Source organism: Streptomyces sp. NPDC054786 (assembly GCF_053611685.1).
On record NZ_JBSHAW010000019.1, the window covers coordinates 28108 to 46191 of the forward strand.

General features: G+C 70.6%; 16 protein-coding genes. 7 read left to right on the forward strand and 9 right to left on the reverse strand.

Annotated features, from left to right (window positions below):
• Positions 1-479 precede the first annotated feature (479 nt).
• Entirely contained in the window at positions 480-3296 is a 2817-nt protein-coding gene (locus ACWGI6_RS17445) for a DEAD/DEAH box helicase (protein ID WP_453268313.1), read from the forward strand.
• Between the two features lie 189 nt (positions 3297-3485).
• Here ACWGI6_RS17445 and ACWGI6_RS17450 read toward each other — a convergent pair whose 3' ends face one another.
• The gene (locus ACWGI6_RS17450; RefSeq protein ID WP_453268314.1) at positions 3486-4604 is read right to left on the reverse strand and encodes an LLM class flavin-dependent oxidoreductase; all 1119 of its coding nucleotides are present in this window, start codon (positions 4602-4604) and stop codon (positions 3486-3488) included.
• Positions 4605-4908: 304 nt separating this feature from the next.
• Here ACWGI6_RS17450 and ACWGI6_RS17455 point away from each other — a divergent pair, with 304 nt between their 5' ends.
• Together ACWGI6_RS17455 and ACWGI6_RS17460 are read left to right on the forward strand one after the other, a co-directional pair.
• Positions 4909-5265, forward strand: a complete 357-nt coding sequence (locus ACWGI6_RS17455; RefSeq protein WP_453268315.1) for an L-rhamnose mutarotase — start codon at positions 4909-4911, stop codon at positions 5263-5265.
• Between the two features lie 68 nt (positions 5266-5333).
• Positions 5334-5699 carry a VOC family protein gene (locus ACWGI6_RS17460; RefSeq protein WP_453268316.1) on the forward strand — a complete coding sequence of 122 codons (366 nt, stop codon included), beginning with the start codon at positions 5334-5336 and terminating at the stop codon, positions 5697-5699.
• A 137-nt stretch (positions 5700-5836) separates the two neighbouring features.
• Here the strand turns inward: ACWGI6_RS17460 and ACWGI6_RS17465 are convergent, their stop codons facing one another.
• From ACWGI6_RS17465 to ACWGI6_RS17480, 4 genes are all read right to left on the reverse strand, one after another.
• The gene (locus tag ACWGI6_RS17465; protein WP_453268317.1) at positions 5837-6571 is read right to left on the reverse strand and encodes an SRPBCC family protein; all 735 of its coding nucleotides are present in this window, start codon (positions 6569-6571) and stop codon (positions 5837-5839) included.
• A 2-nt stretch (positions 6572-6573) separates the two neighbouring features.
• Complete coding sequence (locus ACWGI6_RS17470; RefSeq protein WP_453268318.1) at positions 6574-7212, reverse strand: ArsR/SmtB family transcription factor; 639 nt, start codon at positions 7210-7212, stop codon at positions 6574-6576.
• Positions 7213-7533: 321 nt separating this feature from the next.
• The gene (locus tag ACWGI6_RS17475) at positions 7534-8391 is read right to left on the reverse strand and encodes a siderophore-interacting protein (protein WP_453268319.1); all 858 of its coding nucleotides are present in this window, start codon (positions 8389-8391) and stop codon (positions 7534-7536) included.
• 49 nt (positions 8392-8440) lie between these two features.
• A complete protein-coding gene (locus ACWGI6_RS17480) occupies positions 8441-9355 on the reverse strand; it encodes a 5'-3' exonuclease (RefSeq protein ID WP_453268412.1) in 915 nt (304 codons plus the stop codon).
• A 227-nt stretch (positions 9356-9582) separates the two neighbouring features.
• On the opposite strand from ACWGI6_RS17480, the gene ACWGI6_RS17485 reads away from it, so the two are divergent.
• Together ACWGI6_RS17485 and ACWGI6_RS17490 are read left to right on the forward strand one after the other, a co-directional pair.
• A complete protein-coding gene (locus ACWGI6_RS17485) occupies positions 9583-10797 on the forward strand; it encodes a quaternary amine ABC transporter ATP-binding protein (protein ID WP_453268320.1) in 1215 nt (404 codons plus the stop codon).
• Positions 10790-13399 carry an ABC transporter permease/substrate binding protein gene (locus ACWGI6_RS17490; RefSeq protein WP_453268321.1) on the forward strand — a complete coding sequence of 870 codons (2610 nt, stop codon included), beginning with the start codon at positions 10790-10792 and terminating at the stop codon, positions 13397-13399. Before ACWGI6_RS17485 ends, ACWGI6_RS17490 begins: the two co-directional genes overlap by 8 nt.
• Before the next feature lie 125 nt (positions 13400-13524).
• Here ACWGI6_RS17490 and ACWGI6_RS17495 read toward each other — a convergent pair whose 3' ends face one another.
• Both ACWGI6_RS17495 and ACWGI6_RS17500 read right to left on the reverse strand, forming a co-directional pair.
• The gene (locus ACWGI6_RS17495; protein ID WP_453268322.1) at positions 13525-13887 is read right to left on the reverse strand and encodes a hypothetical protein; all 363 of its coding nucleotides are present in this window, start codon (positions 13885-13887) and stop codon (positions 13525-13527) included.
• Positions 13884-14264, reverse strand: coding sequence for a hypothetical protein (locus tag ACWGI6_RS17500; RefSeq protein ID WP_453268323.1), 381 nt, complete (start codon positions 14262-14264; stop codon positions 13884-13886). Before ACWGI6_RS17500 ends, ACWGI6_RS17495 begins: the two co-directional genes overlap by 4 nt.
• Before the next feature lie 136 nt (positions 14265-14400).
• Between ACWGI6_RS17500 and ACWGI6_RS17505 the strand changes: the two genes are divergently transcribed.
• On the forward strand, positions 14401-15138 hold the full coding sequence (locus tag ACWGI6_RS17505) for a helical backbone metal receptor (protein WP_453268324.1): 738 nt from the start codon (positions 14401-14403) through the stop codon (positions 15136-15138).
• 15 nt (positions 15139-15153) lie between these two features.
• Here ACWGI6_RS17505 and ACWGI6_RS17510 read toward each other — a convergent pair whose 3' ends face one another.
• Positions 15154-16296, reverse strand: a complete 1143-nt coding sequence (locus tag ACWGI6_RS17510) for a TDT family transporter (RefSeq protein WP_453268325.1) — start codon at positions 16294-16296, stop codon at positions 15154-15156.
• An 86-nt stretch (positions 16297-16382) separates the two neighbouring features.
• Between ACWGI6_RS17510 and ACWGI6_RS17515 the strand changes: the two genes are divergently transcribed.
• Entirely contained in the window at positions 16383-17315 is a 933-nt protein-coding gene (locus ACWGI6_RS17515) for a LysR family transcriptional regulator (RefSeq protein ID WP_453268326.1), read from the forward strand.
• A 37-nt stretch (positions 17316-17352) separates the two neighbouring features.
• Here ACWGI6_RS17515 and ACWGI6_RS17520 read toward each other — a convergent pair whose 3' ends face one another.
• The gene (locus tag ACWGI6_RS17520) at positions 17353-18051 is read right to left on the reverse strand and encodes a gamma-glutamyl-gamma-aminobutyrate hydrolase family protein (RefSeq protein WP_453268327.1); all 699 of its coding nucleotides are present in this window, start codon (positions 18049-18051) and stop codon (positions 17353-17355) included.
• Positions 18052-18084: the final 33 nt, after the last annotated feature.

Below are 18084 nucleotides of genomic sequence, written 5' to 3' on the forward strand. Positions count from 1 at the left end.
GGCGGGAGAGCCGCCAACGTGCGGCGGTTGGAGGGGATGTCCGGTGACCCGCCCGCAGGACCGGAGCGAACGCCGGGGCTCCTTTCCTATGGACCAGAGCCGCCCGCGCCGAGGACGGGTTACCGGGCGTCCCCTCCAACCCACCACTCACGATGACTGGGCGCCCGGCCCCGGCCACCGGCAACGTGCACCAGCCCCAGCCGCGAAGCGACTTTGCCCCGGTCCCGGCCACCGGCCCCGACCGTGAAGCGACAGCCTCGCCCCGCCTTCAGCCACATACCACCGCAGCCGCAACAGCCCCGGCGGTACACAACGTGTATCGGCTCCTGCCGCGAAGCACCCACTTCGACTCCTGCCGCGAAGCATCCGCCCCGGTCCAGGCCAACGTGGCAGTGTGCGACCCGGTGGAGCCCACTCGGTAACGGGCCGACATAAAGATCGGGTCGTTGTCAGAGGCGGCCGGTAGGCTCGTAGACACGATGACCGAGGACATGTCCCCTGCTGAGCGCTATGCCGCCGCCAAGCTCCGGGCGGCCGAGCAGGCCACCGCACTCGCCCCTTTCCGGGAAATGTACGACTTTGGTCTGGATCGGTTCCAGGTCGAGGCGTGCCAGGCCCTGGAGGCCGGCAAGGGCGTGCTGGTCGCGGCCCCCACCGGATCCGGAAAGACGATCGTCGGCGAATTCGCCGTCCACCTGGCCCTGGAGCAGGGCCGAAAATGCTTCTACACCACGCCCATCAAGGCGCTGTCCAACCAGAAGTACCAGGACCTGGTCAAGCGTTACGGCCCCGAGAAGGTCGGTCTGCTGACCGGCGACAACAGTGTCAACTCCGAGGCTCCGGTGGTCGTGATGACCACCGAAGTGCTGCGGAACATGCTCTATGCCGGCTCCCGGTCGCTGGCCGGCCTCGGCTATGTGGTCATGGACGAGGTGCACTACCTCTCCGACCGCTTCCGTGGCGCCGTCTGGGAAGAGGTGATCATCCATCTCCCCGAGTCGGTGACGCTGGTCTCGCTGTCGGCGACGGTTTCCAACGCCGAGGAGTTCGGTGACTGGCTGGACACGGTCCGTGGCGACACGGCCGTGATCGTCTCCGAGCACCGGCCGGTGCCGTTGTGGCAGCACGTCCTCGCGGGCCGCCGGATATACGACCTGTTCGAGGAGCGGGACGGCCAGAGCGGCGGCCGCCGCGAGGTCAATCCCGATCTGGAGCGGCTGGCGCGGATGGAGAACAGCCGGCCGACGTTCGGCCGGGACAAGCGCCGGGGCCGCAATCTGCGCGAGGCGGACCGCGAGCGTGAGCGGCGCCAGCGTGCCCGGATCTGGACGCCGAGCCGTCCCGAGGTCATCGACCGCCTCGACAACGAGGGCCTGCTGCCCGCGATCACCTTCATCTTCAGCCGCGCCGGCTGTGAGTCCGCCGTCCAGCAGTGCCTGTATTCGGGCCTGCGGCTCAATGACCAGGAGGGCCGCGAGGAGGTCCGTCGCATAGTGGAGGCGCGGACGGCCGGAATCGCGGACGACGACCTCCATGTGCTGGGCTACTACGAGTGGTTGGAGGGCCTGGAGCGGGGCATCGCGGCGCACCACGCCGGCATGCTGCCGACGTTCAAGGAGGTCGTCGAGGAGCTGTTCGTGAAGGGGCTGGTCAAGGCCGTCTTCGCCACCGAGACGCTGGCCCTGGGCATCAACATGCCCGCGCGGTCCGTGGTGTTGGAAAAGCTCGTGAAGTGGAACGGCGAGCAGCACGCCGACATCACGCCCGGCGAGTACACCCAGCTGACCGGCCGCGCCGGGCGTCGCGGGATCGACGTCGAGGGCCATGCGGTGGTCCTGTGGCAGCGGGGGATGAACCCGGGCGCGCTGGCCGGGCTCGCCGGGACACGTACGTATCCGCTGCGGTCCTCCTTCAAGCCGTCGTACAACATGGCGGTCAACCTCGTCTCGCAGTTCGGCAGGCACCGTTCGCGGGAGCTGCTGGAAATGTCCTTCGCGCAGTTCCAGGCCGACAAGTCGGTGGTCGGGATCTCGCGGCAGGTACAGAAGAACGAGGAGGGGCTCGAGGGCTACCGCGAGTCGATGACCTGTCACCTCGGCGACTTCGAGGAGTACTCCGGGCTACGGCGGGAGTTGAAGGAGCGTGAGACGGAGCTGGCCAAGCAGGGCGCGGCACAGCGGCGGGTGGCGGCAGCGACGGCTCTGGAGAAGCTGAAGCCCGGCGACGTCATCCATGTGCCGACCGGCAAGTACGCGGGCCTCGCGCTGGTCCTCGACCCCGGTATGCCCTCGGGACGGACGAACGGCCATCGCGGCTTCGACGCGCAGGACGGCCCCCGGCCGTTGGTGCTGACCGCCGAGCGGCAGGTCAAGCGGCTGGCCTCGATCGATTTCCCGGTGCCGGTCGAGGCGCTGGACCGGATGCGGATCCCCAAGTCCTTCAACGCCCGCAGCCCGCAGTCGCGCCGCGATCTGGCGTCCGCGCTGCGGACGAAGGCCGGCCATGTCGTGCCGTCGCGGCATCGCAAGCCCCGTTCGGTGGCGGCCGACGACCGGGAGATCTCCCGGCTGCGTACGGAGATCCGGGCGCATCCCTGCCATGGCTGTGACGAGCGCGAGGATCACGCCCGCTGGGCCGAGCGCTACCACCGGCTGCAGCGGGACACCCGCCAGTTGGAGCGCCGGATCGAGGGCCGGACGAACACCATCGCCCGTACCTTCGACCGGATCTGCGCCCTGCTGACCGAGCTGGACTACCTCGAAGGCGACACGGTCACCGACGAGGGCCGCCGGCTGGCCCGCCTCTACGGCGAGCTGGATCTGCTGGCGAGCGAGTGCCTGCGCGAGGGCGTCTGGGAGGGCCTCGGCCCGGCGGAGCTGGCGGCCTGTGCCTCGGCGCTGGTGTACGAGGCACGGCAGGCGGACGATGCGGTGGCTCCCAAGCTGCCGGCCGGCAAGGCCAGGGACGCGCTGGGCGAGATGGTCCGCATCTGGGGCCGCCTGGACGCCCTGGAGGAGGACCACAGGATCAACCAGGCGGAGGGCGTCGGCCAGCGCGAGCCGGACCTCGGCTTCGCCTGGGCCGCGTACCGCTGGGCCTCCGGCTTCGGCCTCGACGAGGTGCTCAGGGAGGCGGAGATGCCGGCCGGTGACTTCGTCCGCTGGTGCAAGCAGCTGATCGATGTCCTCGGCCAGATCGCGGCGGCGGCCCCGCCCGGCGGCACGGTGGCGCGTACGGCCCGCAAGGCCGTGGACGGCGTGCTGCGCGGCGTGGTGGCGTATTCGTCGGTGCGCTGAGCCCCAGGGCCGGGCCCGGCCCTGGCAGTGCAACGGCGCCGCACCCCCCTTCGGCCGGGGGTGGGGGGGGGGGTGGGGGGTTTTTGGGGGGGGCGCTGCCCCCCGGGGCGGGGCCCGCCCCGGCGTGGCCACGGGCGCCCCCCCCCCCTTCGGCGGGGTGCGGCGCCGACTGCTGTCGCCAAAGGGACGTTACGACGCCTGCCGGCCGTCGGTGGCCGCCCGCTCCGCGTCGCGCTTGGCGACTTCCTCGCGTACGAGCGGGATGACATTCCGGCCGAAGTCGATGGCGTCGTCGAGCAGGTCGTAGCCGCGCGCGGAGAGGATGTCCACGCCCAGGTCGTAGTAGTCGAGCAGGGCCCGCGCGACGGTCTCCGGCGTGCCGACCAGGGCGGTGGAGTTGCCCGCGCCGCCGGTCTCCGCTGCGGTCGGGGTCCACAGCGCCCGGTCGTGCCGCTCGCCCTCGGCGGCCACCGCGAGCAGCCGCTGTGAACCGGCGTTCTGCGGGCTCGTCAGCGGGTGCCGGCGGCTGAGCGTGCCGCCCGCCTTGCGGGCCTTGATCCGCTCCAGGGTGCGATGAGCCTTCTCCCAGGCCAGCTCCTCCGTGGGCGCAATGATCGGCCGGAACGCGACCTGGATCCTGGGCAGTTCGCTGCGGCCCGCCGCCTGCGCCGCGGCCCGCACCGAGGCGATCTGTTCGGCGGTCTGCGCCAGCGGCTCGCCCCACAGGCAGTAGATGTCCGCCTCGGCGCCGCCCGCCGCGTACGCCGCCGCCGAGGAACCCCCGAACGACACCTGCGGGTGCGGCTGTTGGACGGGGAAGGTGTCCGAGACGAAGTCATGGAAGCGGTAGTGGGTGCCCTCGTGGTCGAAGGGCTCGTGGGTGGTCCAGATCTTCTTGACGAGGCGGATGTATTCGCGGGTGCGGTCGTAGCGCTCGTCCTTGGTGAGCGTGTCGCCCTCCCGGCCCTGCTCGTGGTCGTTGCCGCCGGTGATGAAGTGCACCGCGAGCCGCCCGTCGCTGATCCGGTCCAGCGTCGCGAAGGTCTTCGCGGCGAACGTGGGATACGAGACGTTGGGGCGGTGCGCCACCAGGATCTGCAGGGTCTCGGTGCGGGCCGCGACATAGGCGGCGGCCGGGGAGGGATCGGGGGAGCCGGAACCGTAGGCGAACAAGACCCGGTCCCAGCCGTACTCCTCGTGGGCCCGGGCCAGTTTCAGCGTGTAGTCCTTGTCGAAGGATGCCCCGGAGCGGGGGGTGACTTCGGAACCGTCGTTGGTGGCGGCAATGCCGAGGAACTCGACAGGCATGGGTAGGGCCTCGTCTTCTCGTAGGTCGTGCGCTCATGGGCATGCGCGTGGGGCATGCGGGCGTACGGAATCGCCGTACGGGGAGGGGGTGCTGCGCTACGAAGAAGTCAGCGGCAACAGGAGGCCGACCACACCCGACCGAAGTCGATGTGGTCACGGGTGACCAGCCGCTGCTGAGGACGCATGGGCTCAGTGGAACAGGTAGATGTATGTGCCGTCAACCAATTCCTGCCGCGGCGCGATGAGTTCACGGCGGTTCGGACGACCGGGTGCGGTGTCCGGGGCGGTGGGGGAGGATGCCGCCATGCCTGCGACAAGCGACGAGGGCGCCGCCCCGGTGCGGCGCCTGGGAAAGCTCATCAAGCTGCGCCCGGAACAGCGTGCGGAGTATCTGCGGCTGCATGCGGAGGTCTGGCCGGAGGTGCTGGAGATGATCAGCGCCTGCCATCTCCGCAACTACTCGATCTTCCTTGAGGGCGAGGTGCTGTTCTCGTATGCCGAGTACGTCGGTGAGGACTACGCCGCCGACATGGCGAGGATGGCCGCCGACCCCGTGACCCGGCGGTGGTGGCAGCTCACCGACCCCTGTCAGGAGCAGACCGCGGGCGCCGTACCGGGGGAGTGGTGGACGCCGATGCGGGAGGTCTTCCACCACGACTGAGCCGGCCGGTGCCGTCCCCGGCGGAAAACGCCGCGACAGGCTCCCGGGGCCGGTGAAACGCTGACGGCATGATTGATCACATCGCGATCCAGGTCAGCAATGTCGCGGCGAGCGCGGACTTCTACGACCGTGTCCTCGCGCCGCTCGGGGGCGAACGGACCAAGGAGTTCGGCGAGTTCATCAGCTTCGGTACCACCGGGCACACCCTCTGGCTCGTCCCTGCCACCGAGGACGGCCCGGCCCGCGAGGTGCACCTCGCCTTCGCCGCTGCCGGCCGCCCGGCCGTCGACGCCTTCCACGCCGCCGCCGTTGCGGCCGGCGCCGAGTCCCTGCACGCGCCAGGCTTGTGGCCCGAGTACCACGCGTCGTACTACGGGGCCTTCGTCCGTGACCCCGACGGCAACAACATCGAGGCGGTCTGTCATACGCCGTAGCCCCGCGGCGGCCCCCCCCGGGGCGGCGTGGCGATCCCGGTCCAGGTGCGCCGGCCACGCCGCCCGCCGTTCTTCGGTGAACGTGCGTCTTCTGCTTGCGCGCGTGTCACCCGGCCCGGCGCCCGGTGCGCGGCCCGTCAGCCGGTGCTGTCCGTCGCATAGACCCCGTCCAGCCAGCTCTGCCACGCCTGTCCCGCCTTCTCGCGGTCGCCGGTGCCGTCGAACAGATGGAGCGAGATGCCGACCGGTGCCTTGAAGGCGTTGCGGCCGAAGAAGCGGTACAGCCCGCCCTCGGTCCGCAGGCCGAGGAAGTGCTCGGTGCGGTAGTCGATGACCGCGTCCAGCGGGTCCACGCCCGGCAGTTCGACGCGCAGTCGGTCGCCCGCCGCCATCGCGGCCGTGACGCCCAGGGCGCGCAGCAGCACCTCGAACCCGTCGTGGGTGAGCGACGCCGCCGGGCCCTGGATGTCGGCGAAGGCCGCGGGACGGCCGCTGAAGTACCGGAGGTACTGCCCGAGGGTGTGCAGATAGAAGTCGGTGTGCAGCGAGGCGCCGTCGTACTGGCCGTCCCAGTCGTCGTCGTTCATCACGCCGCTGTGGACGTAACGGAGTACGGCGGTGCCGCCATCGCGGGCCTCGATGAGGTACTCCAGCGCGTTGAACCAGCCGTCCTCACCCTCCACACGGACCGCGAAACGGTGCGGCGGCTCCCAGGCGGTGACCGGGGAGTCCTCCGGGCCGCTGCCCCCGACGCCGGAGACCTTCTCCGTGGGGAACATCCACCCGCCCGTGCCGGTGGTGACGGCCGCGAAGACCTCTTCGGGGGCGGCCGGCAGCACGACCTCCCGGCGGAGCTCGAACTCTCTGGGCATGACTACTCCTCGGTGGGTGCGGTGGGGCCGGGCGCGGCGGCCGGGCCGGGCCCGTCGGCGGGGCGGGTGATGCTGGGGTGCAGGGCGACGATCAGGCGGTGCTTCCGTCCGCCCGCCGCCTTTTCGTCGTGGTACCTGGCGACGAGGTGGTTCACGGTGGCGCCGAGCTCTTCGGCGAACGCGGCCCGGTCGGCGGCCGAGGCGAACCGGATCTCGCCGTCGATGGCGAAGGTCGCCAGCCGCTGCTCGGCCTTGGTCGAGCGCTTGATGAGCTCACCCACCTCGCGCACCAGCCGGGCCGCGAGAGCCAGCAGCCACCGGGCGGAGAGCTGGTCCGGCGCCCGGCCGGGGTCGGGCGCGACGTCGGCCAGCGCGGCGGGCGAGATCACATAGGACGCGGCCGTCGCCTGCACGATCCGCTCCATGACATTGCCCTTGCGGCGCTCCTCGACCAGCTCGAGCAGACCGTGCCGCTCCAGGGCCCGCAGGTGGTAGTTGACCTTCTGCCGGGACAGTCCGGCCTGCGCGGCCAGCGTCGTCGCCGAACCCGGTGCGGCGAGCAGGGCCAGCAGCCGCGCCCGCACCGGATCCAGCGAGACTCCGGCGGCGGCCGGGTCGTCGATCACTGCTACATCCATCACGCCCTCAGAGTGCGACCGAAAAACTTTCTTGTCAAGGATTGAAAATGTTGTCGGTGTGGATGCCGGTGGGGAGCTTGCCGGGGCATGAGGGGCATGGGGTGTGAGAGGGCCGGTCGGCGCGCCCCGGAAACGACGAAGCGCCGGGCACGGGCCCGGCGCGGGGGAGGGGCGATCGGCCGACCGCCCCGCCTCCGCACCGGGAGGCGGCGCGGAGGCGGGGCGGAAGGCCGTGGAGAGGGCCAGCCGACATGGCCGGCGGTGGGGGCAGCGGAATCCGTCCGTCCGGGTGGTGGCCGTCATGTCGGCCCGGAGGTGGCCGGTTCAGGAGGCCGCCGCTGTCGCGGACTCCTGCTCCGCCTCGACCTGCTGGTTCCAGTCGCGCTTGGCGGCCTGCCAGCCGTCCTCGTCGTGACCGGTGCGCCAGTAGCCGGAGATGGACAGCGCCTCGCGGGGGATCTCGCGCTCGACGCGGAGCAGGCGGCGCAGCTCCTTCACGAAGCCGGCCTCGCCGTGCACGAACGCCTGGACCTGGCCGGCCGGGAACTCCAGCGCCCGTACGGCGGCGGCCAGTTCGCGGCCGACCGGTGTGGCGCCGCGGTACAGCCAGCTGACCTCGGCGCCGGCCGGTACGTCCAGTTCCTGGCGCTCCTCCGGGCCCGCCACCTCGATGAAGGCGTGCACCGGCACGCCCGCGGGCATCCGGGCCAGGGAGGCCGCGATGGCCGGCAGCGCGCTCTCGTCGCCCGCCAGCAGATGCCAGTCGGCGCCGGCCTCCGGGACGTAGGCGCCGCCGGGGCCGAGGAAGCGGATCTCGTCGCCCGGCTTCGCCGCGGCTGCCCACGGGCCGGCCAGGCCCTCGTCGCCGTGCACCACGAAGTCCACGCTCAGCTCGCGGGTTTCGGCATCCCAGGCGCGGACGGTGTACGTACGGGTTCTGGGCCACTGGTCGCGCGGGAACTCGGCGCGGATCTGCGTGATGTCGAACGGCTCGGGGTAGCGCACGCCGGGCAGCGGAAAGACCAGCTTGACGTAATGGTCGGAGTACTCGCCCGCCGTGAACTCCGCCAGCCCTTCACCGCCCAGCACCACGCGGACCATGTGCGGGGTGAGTTGCTCGGTGCGCTGCACCCGGGCGAGGTGCAGGGTGGGCTTCTTGCGGGACGGACGCTCTGCTGCCACGGCGATCTCCCCTGACGCGATATTTATTAGGTATACCTAACTTAACAGGTCATCGGCGGAGGGTGAGGAGCAGGCGCTGCAGGGCGCCGCCGAGGCCCCATTGGGCGGCCAGTGCTTCCAGGCGCTCGGGGTCGGCCGGTTCGGCCGGCAGGGCGTGGTCGAGGGCGGGGACGGGCACGTCGGTGGCCACCTTCACGACCTTCGGCGCGATCGCGACATAGGGGCGCGCCTCCAGCAGCCGCTTGCGCTGAGCGGGGGTCACCTTCGAGGCGGGGTCGTCGGCGGCGGCCATGATGCCCGCCAGATCGCCGTAGCCGGCCAGGAGTTTGGCCGCGGTCTTCTCGCCGATCCCCGGTACGCCGGGCAGGCCGTCGCTGGGGTCGCCGCGCAGCAGCGCCAGATCGGCGTAACCGGGGCCGTCCACGCCGTACTTCTCGCGCAACAGCGCCTCGTCGGTGATCTGGAGGGTGCCGACGCCCTTGAGCGGATACAGGATGCGGATGCCGCGCCGGTCGTCGACGAGCTGGAAGAGGTCGCGGTCGCCGGTGACGATGTCCACCGGGCCCTTCGCCTGAGCGGTCAGGGTGCCGATGACGTCGTCGGCCTCGTAGCCGGCCGCCCCGATACAGGCGATGCCCAGGGCGTCCAGGACGTCCTCGATGACCGGGACCTGCGGCGAGAGGGTGTCGGGGATCTCCTCCTCGTCGGGCTCCGCGGAGCCCGCCGGGGCCTCCTCGGCGACCCGGTGCGCCTTGTAGGAGGGGATCAGATCGACCCGCCACTGGGGGCGCCAGTCGAAGTCCATGCAGGCGACCAGGTCATCGGGGTGGTGGTCCTGGACGAGCCGGGCGATGAAGTCCAGCAGGCCGCGTACCGCGTTCACCGGGGTGCCGTCCGGGGCCCTGACTGATTCCGGTACTCCGAAATAGGCGCGGAAGTAGAGAGAGGCGGTGTCGAGGAGCATCAGGCGTCGAGTCACATCCCGCATCTTGCCGTATGCCCCATACGTCACGCGGATGTGAGCTGGATCACTGCCTTGTTTGAGCCAGATAAAGAAGGGCAGGCGCGCATCCGGAGTGGACCCGGTCGGGATTCAACTATTCGACCGGTAAAGGCGGGCGGAATCCGTGCCGCTCCACGACCTGGCTACGGGGGTGGCAGGTCGTCACTCGATCGACAAGAGAGGCATATGTGTCCAGGCTGCAAGCCGAGCACCTGTACAAAGTGTTCGGCAGACGACCGGAGGACGCGGTCCGCAGGCTCGAAGCCGGCGCGAGCCGGGAGGAGCTGCGGGCCGAAGGCACCACCGCTGCGGTGATCGACGCTTCGATCGAGGTGGATGAAGGCCAGATATTCGTCGTCATGGGTCTCTCCGGATCGGGCAAGTCCACGCTGCTGCGCACGCTCAACGGGCTGCTGGAGCCGACCTCGGGAACCGTCCGCATCGACGGCCAGGACCTCACCTCGCTCAGCGACAGGGAACTGCGCAAGGTCCGCTCCGAGAAGATCTCCATGGTCTTCCAGCACTTCGCGCTCTTCCCGCACCGGAGCGTCCTGGAGAACGCCGCCTACGGCCTCGAAGTGCAGGGCGTACCGCGTGCCGAGCGCATCGCGCGCGCCACCGAAGCGCTCGAACTCACCGGCCTCAAGGGCTGGGAGAAGTCCTGGCCCGACGAGCTGTCCGGCGGCATGCAGCAGCGCGTGGGCCTGGCCCGTGCGCTGGCCACCAACGCCGATCTGCTGCTGATGGACGAGTCCTTCAGCGCGCTCGACCCACTGATCCGCCGCGATATGCAGGACCAGCTGCTGGAGCTGCAGAAGTCGCTGAAGAAGACCATCGTCTTCATCACCCACGACCTGAACGAGGCCATGCGGCTCGGCGACCGGATCGCCGTGATGCGCGACGGCCGGATCGTGCAGATCGGCAGCGCCGAGGACATCCTCGTCACACCGGCCAATGACTATGTCGCCTCCTTCACCCAGGACGTGGACCGTTCCCGGGTGCTGACCGCGGGCGCGATCATGGCCGAGGTCGGGACCGTGCTCGGCGCCACGACCCCGGAGGGCGACAAGCTCGCCACCGCGGCGGAGTTCCGGGCCGCCGCGCCTGCGACGGTCGGTGTGGACACCCCGCTCGTCGAGCTGTTCACGCCCTGTTCGGCCAGCACCGTTCCGGTCGCCGTGATCGATGACAAGGGCGGTCTGGTCGGTGCCGTCACGGCCGAGCGACTGCTCGCCGTCCTCGGTGAATCCGCGGAGGAGAGCCCGACGCCGGCCGTCCCCGGCCAGGACGGGACCGGCGACGCGATACCCGCGGACGCGACCCCGGCGGACAAGACATCCGTGCCCACCTCCGGGAACACGGGCGACAACGACCCCGAGGACAAGGTGAGCGCCGGTGCCTAGGATTCCGATAGGCAGTTGGGCCGACAGCCTGGTCGAATGGCTGCGGGACCATGCCGAGTGGCTCTTCCACTTCGTCACGACCGTGCTGGGCGGTTTCTACGACGCCATCCTCACGGTCCTCTCCGGTCCCGCGCCGCTGCTCCTGACGGGCATCTTCGCGGTGATCGCCTGGTGGCTGCGGGGTCTGCCGGCCGCCCTGCTGACGTTCATCGGCTTCGCGCTGATCGATTCGATCGAGCAGTGGCACCAGACCGTGCAGTCGCTCTCGCTGGTGCTCGTGGCCTGCATCATCACGATCGCGGTCGCCGTACCCCTGGGTATCTGGGCGGCCCGCAGCCGCGCCGTCAGCGGAGCGGTGCGTCCGGTTCTGGACCTGATGCAGACGATGCCCGCGATGGTCTACCTGATCCCGGGCATCCTCTTCTTCGGCCTGGGTGCGGTGCCCGGCATCGTGTCGACCATCGTCTTCTCCATGCCGCCCGCGGTCCGCATGACCGAACTGGGCATCCGGCAGGTCGACGGTGAACTGGTCGAGGCCGCCGACGCGTTCGGTACGCACCCACGGCGCACGCTCTTCCGCGTACAGCTGCCGCTCGCCCTGCCGACGATCATGGCCGGTATCAACCAGGTCATCATGCTGGCGCTGTCCATGGTCGTCATCGCCGGCATGGTCGGCGGCGCCGGTCTCGGCGGCACCGTCTACCTCTCGCTCAGCTCGGTCGATGTGAAGCTGGGCGCGGAGGGCGGTCTCGCGGTCGTCATCCTCGCGGTGTACCTGGACCGGATGACCAGCGCGCTCAACCAGCGGGTCTCCCCGCTCGGCCGGCGCGCGCTGGCGAAGGCGCAGGCCGCGCTCGGCGGTCTGAAGTTCCTCCACTGGAAGCCCGCCACTTCCCTGGCGACGGTCGCCGTGGTCGTGCTCGCGCTGGTCGCCGGCGGGCTGAGTGTCTTCGGCAAGGACAGCGGCAGCGGCGCGGGGGGCACCGACGGCAACGGGCGGCCGATCAGCCTCGGTTACGTCAACTGGGACGAGGGCAAGTCCACCACGTTCCTGTGGAAGGAGATCCTCGAACAGCGCGGATACAAGCCCAGGGCCCAGGCCCTGGACGCCGGCCCGCTCTTCACCGGCCAGGCCCGTGGTGACATCGACGTGCAGACCAACGCCTGGCTGCCGACGACCCACGCGGAGTACTGGAAGAAGTACAAGGACAAGCTCGAGGACCTGGGCGCCTGGTACGACAAGACCTCCCTGGAGATCGCGGTCCCGTCCTACATGAAGGACGTCAAGACCCTGGACGACCTCAAGGGCAAGGGCGGCACGTTCGGCGGCAAGATCGTCGGTATCGAGCCGGGCGCGGGCGAGATGAAGATCCTCAAGGACAAGGTCCTCAAGGATTACGGCCTCGGCGGCGAGTACAAGGTCGTGGAGTCGAGCACCTCCTCCATGCTCACCGAGCTGGACCGCTCGATCCACGACAAGAAGCCGATCGCCGTCACCCTCTGGTCGCCTCACTGGGCCTACGACAAGTACAAGCTGACCAAGCTCAAGGACCCCAAGGGCTCCTTCGGCTCCGGGGACAGCCTGCACATGCTGGGCCGCAAGGGCTTCTCCCATGACGAGCCGCAGGTCGCCGCCTGGATGAAGAAGTTCCATCTGGACGAGAAGCAGCTCACCAGCCTGGAGAGCGAGGTCAAGAACGCCGGTACGGGGCATGAGCAGGAGGGCGTGCGCGCCTGGCTCAAGCAGCACCCCGGCATGGTCAACAAGCTGGCGCCGTCCGCGAAGGCCGACTACGCCAAGGGCAAGGACGCGGGCAAGACCCCGACCATGGGCTACCCGGCGTGGGACGAGGGCATTGCCACCACCTACCTCTGGAAGAACATTCTGGAGAAGCGGGGCTACCGGCCGAAGATGCAGAACCTCGATGTCGGCCCGATGTGGACCGGCTTGTCGACGGGGCAGATCGACGTCGAAACCGACGCCTGGCTTCCGGTGGCGCAGAAGCAGTACTGGGACAAGTACAAAGACGATCTTGTCGATGTCGGCGCCTGGTACGACAAGACCTCACTGGAGATCGCCGTACCGTCCTACGTCAAGGGCGTGAAGACCCTCGACGATCTGCGCAAGCACAAGGACACCTTCGGCGGGAAGATCATCGGAATCGAGCCGGGCACCGGCGAGATGAAGCGCCTCAAGAGCGTGGTGTCTCCCGCGTACGGTCTGGGCGGCTTCGACGTCACCGAGGCGGGCACCAGCGCCATGCTCACCGAGCTGGAGCGGGCCTACGCGCAGAAGGAGCCCATCGCGGTGGTCCTCTGGTCCCCGCACTGGGCGTACAGCAAGTACCACCTCACCAAGCTCAAGGACCCGCAGGGTACGTGGGGCGCCAACAACCAGATCAAGACGATCGGCAACAAGAGCTTCCCGAAGAAATTCCAGGAGTTCAACGGCTGGTTGAAGAACTGGAAGATGAGTTCCGATGAGCTCGGCAGCCTGGAGAAGGATATTCAGGCGGCCGGCAAGGGCAACGAGGACAAGGGCGTCCAGAAGTGGATCGATGCCCATCCGGGCATCGTCGACAAGATGGCACCCGTGAAGTAAGCCTGATCGGCTCCCACTTCGCCACGGCGGGCCCCGCCACCGGACTTCGGTGGCGGGGCCCGGCTGTTTCCGGCCCGCGGTGCGCGATGCGGTGCGCACGGATCAGCGGTGCGGTGGGACATTCCTCAGAACGTGCGGCACAGCAGCTTGAAGCTCTGGACTTTGGCCCCGTCGAACTTTCCCGGCACGTCCAGCGCATAGATCCGGTATTTCACCGAACGCAGTCCGGTCGGGGTGGGCCGGTCCGAGAGCAGATAGCTCTTGCGGCCGAAATCCTGGGTGTAGACGTGGTGTCCCTTACCCGGGATCTTGAACTTGTGCACGATGTGGCCGACGGCCTTGGACGTGATGATGACTTCCTGGCCCTTGCCGCAGCGCTTGTAGCCGCCTTCCTTCTCGGTGGCGTGCGCGGCGCCCGGTGCGAGGAGCAGCGTGGCACCGGCGGCGGCCAGCACCGCAGTGAACTTCTTCTTCGTGCGGGGCGTCACCGGTTTCCCTTCTCGCTGCAGAATCCGTACACCTTGACCAGGTTCTTCTTCGTGCCCCAGACCGATGTCACTTTCCAGAAGACCTGGTGCCGCCAGGTCGGAATGGCCTTGGACGAGATACCGGCGGGGTCGTTCCAGTACTCCTGGGTGTGCACCTTCCCGCTGGGTACCCGCCAGCTGACCCGGAATTTCGCGGCGCCCTTGACGTAGATGAACGCCGTGTCATCGGCGGCCGGGCAGCCCGTGCCGTCCGACTTGGAATGGAATCCCTTGACCGGCGCGGCATGCGCCGGCGCACTGAGAGCCAAAGGCGAAACGAGCGCGAAGCCCGTGGCCAACACGCTGAGGAGAGTGCCCTTTCGGCGGTGGCTGTGCATGCAGAAAATCCCTCTGTTCTCCCTTGCGGATGCTTGATCAACTCACCGTCATCCTAAGGACGCGAGGACTTCCGCCGCTATTGTCCGATGGTGCATCACCACCCGTCGCCGACGGTGAATTGCGTACGCTGGCACCATGATGAGCCGCACTCCGCCACGCCGCGTGGTCTCGCTCGTTCCCTCACTGACCGAGGCGGTCGCCCGCACCGCGCCCGGCCTGCTGGTGGGGGCCACCGACTGGTGCAGCGAGCCGGCCGGACTCGATGTGGTGCGCGTCGGCGGCACCAAGAACCCCGACACGGAGCGGATCGCCGCCCTCGCCCCCGACCTCGTGATCGCCAACGAGGAGGAGAACCGGGAGCCGGATCTCGCCGCGTTGCGCGCCGCCGGGATCGCGGTGCTGGTCACCGAAGTACGGACCCTGCCGCAGGCGTTCCGGGAGCTGGAGCGGGTCCTCGTACACGGCTGCGGGCTGGCCCGGCCCGGCTGGCTGGACGCCGCCGAGGCCGCCTGGCGGGAGCTGCCGGCCCGGACGGCGGAGCGGACCGCGGTGGTGCCGGTCTGGCGCCGCCCGTGGATGGTGCTGGGCCGGGACACCTTCGCCGGCGATGTCCTGGCCCGCCTGGGCGTGCGCAATCTCTACGCGGACCATGCCGAGCGCTACCCCCGTGTCCCGCTGGACGTCCTCCACGCCTGCGCCGCCGACCTGGTGGTGCTGCCCGACGAGCCGTACCGCTTCAGCGCCGAGGACGGTCCCGAGGCGTTCCCCGGCCTGCCCGCCGCGCTGGTCAGCGGCCGGTATCTGACCTGGTACGGGCCGTCGCTGGGGTGTGCTCCGGACGTCCTGGCCCAGGCCTTGGCCGGGGCCCGCTGAGGGGGCGGGCGACGGCTACGCCGTGACCGGCCGGGGCGGCGCCGGCAGGCGTCCGCGGGCCAGGCCGACGACGGTGCGGGTGCCGGCCACCGCCACGGCGGCCACGAGGAGCGCGAACAGGCCCACCGCGAGCCAGTCGAAGGCGTCGAGGCCGGTGCGGCGGGCCAGGCCCGCGGCGCCCGTGACGCAGGTCCCGACGGGGAAGGTGAACCCCCACCAGGTCAGCGCGAAACCCATGCCGTTGCGGAAGGCGCGTACCACCAGCGCGGTCGCGATCGCCAGCCAGAGGAGGGCAAAGCCCATCACCGGGATGCCGTAGAGCACCGCGAAGGCGCCCATGGCGTGTGCGGAGGAGGCGTCCACGACGCCCGGTGCGACATGGGCGAGGTTGGCCAGCGCGGTGGTGGACTGCCCCAGGGGGCCCAGGACGAGGAACAGCGTGGGGGTGAGCGCCAGGGGGAGGGGGCCGTGGTGGATCAGCCGGGAAAGGATCAGCGGCAGGACGAGCAGCGTGGCCAGCAGGGACATCCCGAACAGGGCGTAGCAGGCGAACAGCAGGGCCGCCTGCCACTGGCCGCCCGGCAGATGCGGCACCAGGGCCGGGCCCAGCGCCGCCGAGACCATGGGGGCGACCAGCGGCAGGAGCCAGACGGGAGTGGCGCTGCCGGTCTCGATACGGTGCCGGGTCACCATCAGGTACGGGATCGCCGCGGCGCAGGTGAGGCCGACGAGGGTGCCCAGGGTCCACAGGACGGCGTCGGCGGCCAGCGCGGCCGGCTCGCCGATGACCTCCCGGCCCACGGTGAGGGTGCCGCCGCCCACCGCCAGCAGCGCCATCGCCAGACACCCGTAGAAGGGGGCGACGGCCGGGTCGAGGAGATGGCGGCGCGCCTGGTCGCCGTGGCGGACCCAGTGCACGGTTCGGGCGGTCAGCAGCGTCAGCAGCATCAGCGCCGACAGGGCCCAGACGACCTGGTAGGCGGTATGCAGGCCGGGTGCGGTGAGCGGCAGGACCGCGCCGGCGTTGGCGACGATCGCGGTGCCCATGACGGCGGCGTACCAGTTCGGCCCGAGATGGCGGACCGAGGCCGCGGAGCCGGGTACGCGGGGACCGGTGGCGGCGGTGCTGCGGGAAGGTGCTTGCGCGAGGGTTGCCATGAGAACAGCGTCGTCGCCCCGAACGGCCGCCACCAGGGACCTCGTGTCTATGAGGGCATAAGCTGGGGTTATGTGCAGGGGGACTTATGGGTGGTGAGGCCGAGCCCGCCGTCGTGTCGCTGTCGCACCGGGTCCCGGATCTCGGTGCGCTGGAGCTGCTGCTCGCCGTCGCCCGGCTCGGCAGTCTGGGGCGGGCCGCAAGGGCGCGGGGCATCTCCCAGCCCGCGGCCAGCAGCCGGATCCGGTCGATGGAGCGGCAGTTGGGGGTGGCGCTGGTCGAACGCTCGCCGCGCGGCTCCCGGTTGACGGACGCCGGCGCCCTGGTGACGGACTGGGCGCGCCGGGTGGTGGAGGCCGCCGAGGCCTTCGACGCCGGTGCGCAGGCGCTGCGGGGGCAGCGCGATTCGCGGCTGCGGGTCGCGGCCAGCATGACCATCGCCGAGTATCTGCTCCCGGGGTGGCTGATCGCCCTGCGCGCGCAGCGGCCCGGGACCGCCGTATCGCTGCTTGCGGGCAATTCCAGCGCGGTGGCCGAGCGGCTGCTGGGGGGTGAGGCGGACCTCGGATTCGTGGAGGGGCTGCAGATCCCGGCGGGGCTGGACGGGACGGTCATCGGGCATGACCGGCTGGTCGTGGTCGCCGCCCCGTCCCACCCCTGGGCCCGGCGCCGGACGGACCTGACCGCCGCCGAACTCGCCGCCACCCCGCTGATCCTGCGCGAGCGGGGCTCGGGGACCCGCCAGGTACTGGATGCGGCGCTCGCCCGGCACGGCGGGCTGGCCGAACCGCTCCTCGAACTCGCCTCGACCACCGCCGTGAAGGCGGCCGTGGTGAGCGAGGCGGCACCGTCCGTCCTCAGCGAGCTCGCCGTCGGTGAGGAGCTGACCGCTCGTCGGCTGGTCGAGATTCCGGTGCGCGAGCTGCGGCTCGCCCGCGAGCTGCGCGCCGTGTGGCCCGCCGGTCAGCGGCCCGCAGGACCGGCCCGCGAGCTGCTGGGGCTGACCCGCCGGGCGCCGTGAGCGGGCCGCCGCGGCCCTTCGGACCGGCCCGTCCCGGTCACTGCCCGGGGGCCGCCCCGCGCGCCGCCGCCACCAGGGCGTCCATCACCCGGGTGTCGTCCCCGGCCTCCGGGTGCCACTGCACCGCCAGGGTGAAGCCGTACGCGCCCGGGAGTTCCAGCGCCTCGATGGTGCCGTCCTCCGCATGGGCGGACGGCACCAGCCCGCGGCCGATCCGGTCCACGGCCTGGTGGTGGTAGGTCGGCACGGAGACCGGCTCGGGCAGCGTCCGGCCGAGCAGCGTCCCGGGGACCGGCTTGATGTCGTGCCGGTCGAAGACTCCGGGGGCACCGGCATGCCCGTCGAGGTGCTGGACGAGGGTGCCGCCCAGCACCACGTTCAGCAGCTGGAGCCCGCGGCAGATGCCCAGCAGCGGTACTCCGCCCGCCAACGCGGCCTCGATCAGGGCCAGTTCCCAGGCGTCCCGGTCCAGGGCGGGCGGGCCGGTCCTGGGGTGCGGCTCCGCGCCGTAGCGCGCCGGCTGCACATCCGCGCCGCCGGCGATCACCAGCCCGTCCAGGCGGGCCACGGCCGCGGCGGCCGTGGCCGGATCGCCCGGCGGCAGCAGCGCGGCCAGCCCGCCCGAGCGCTGCACCAGCTTCGGATATCCGGCGGGCACCAGAGCGGCGGGCAGGGTCCACACCCCCCACCGGGCCTCTTCCTGGTACGTGCTGATGCCGATGAGGGGCTGGGACACGGATCCTCCGATGTGGCGCTGGTGCGTTCCTGC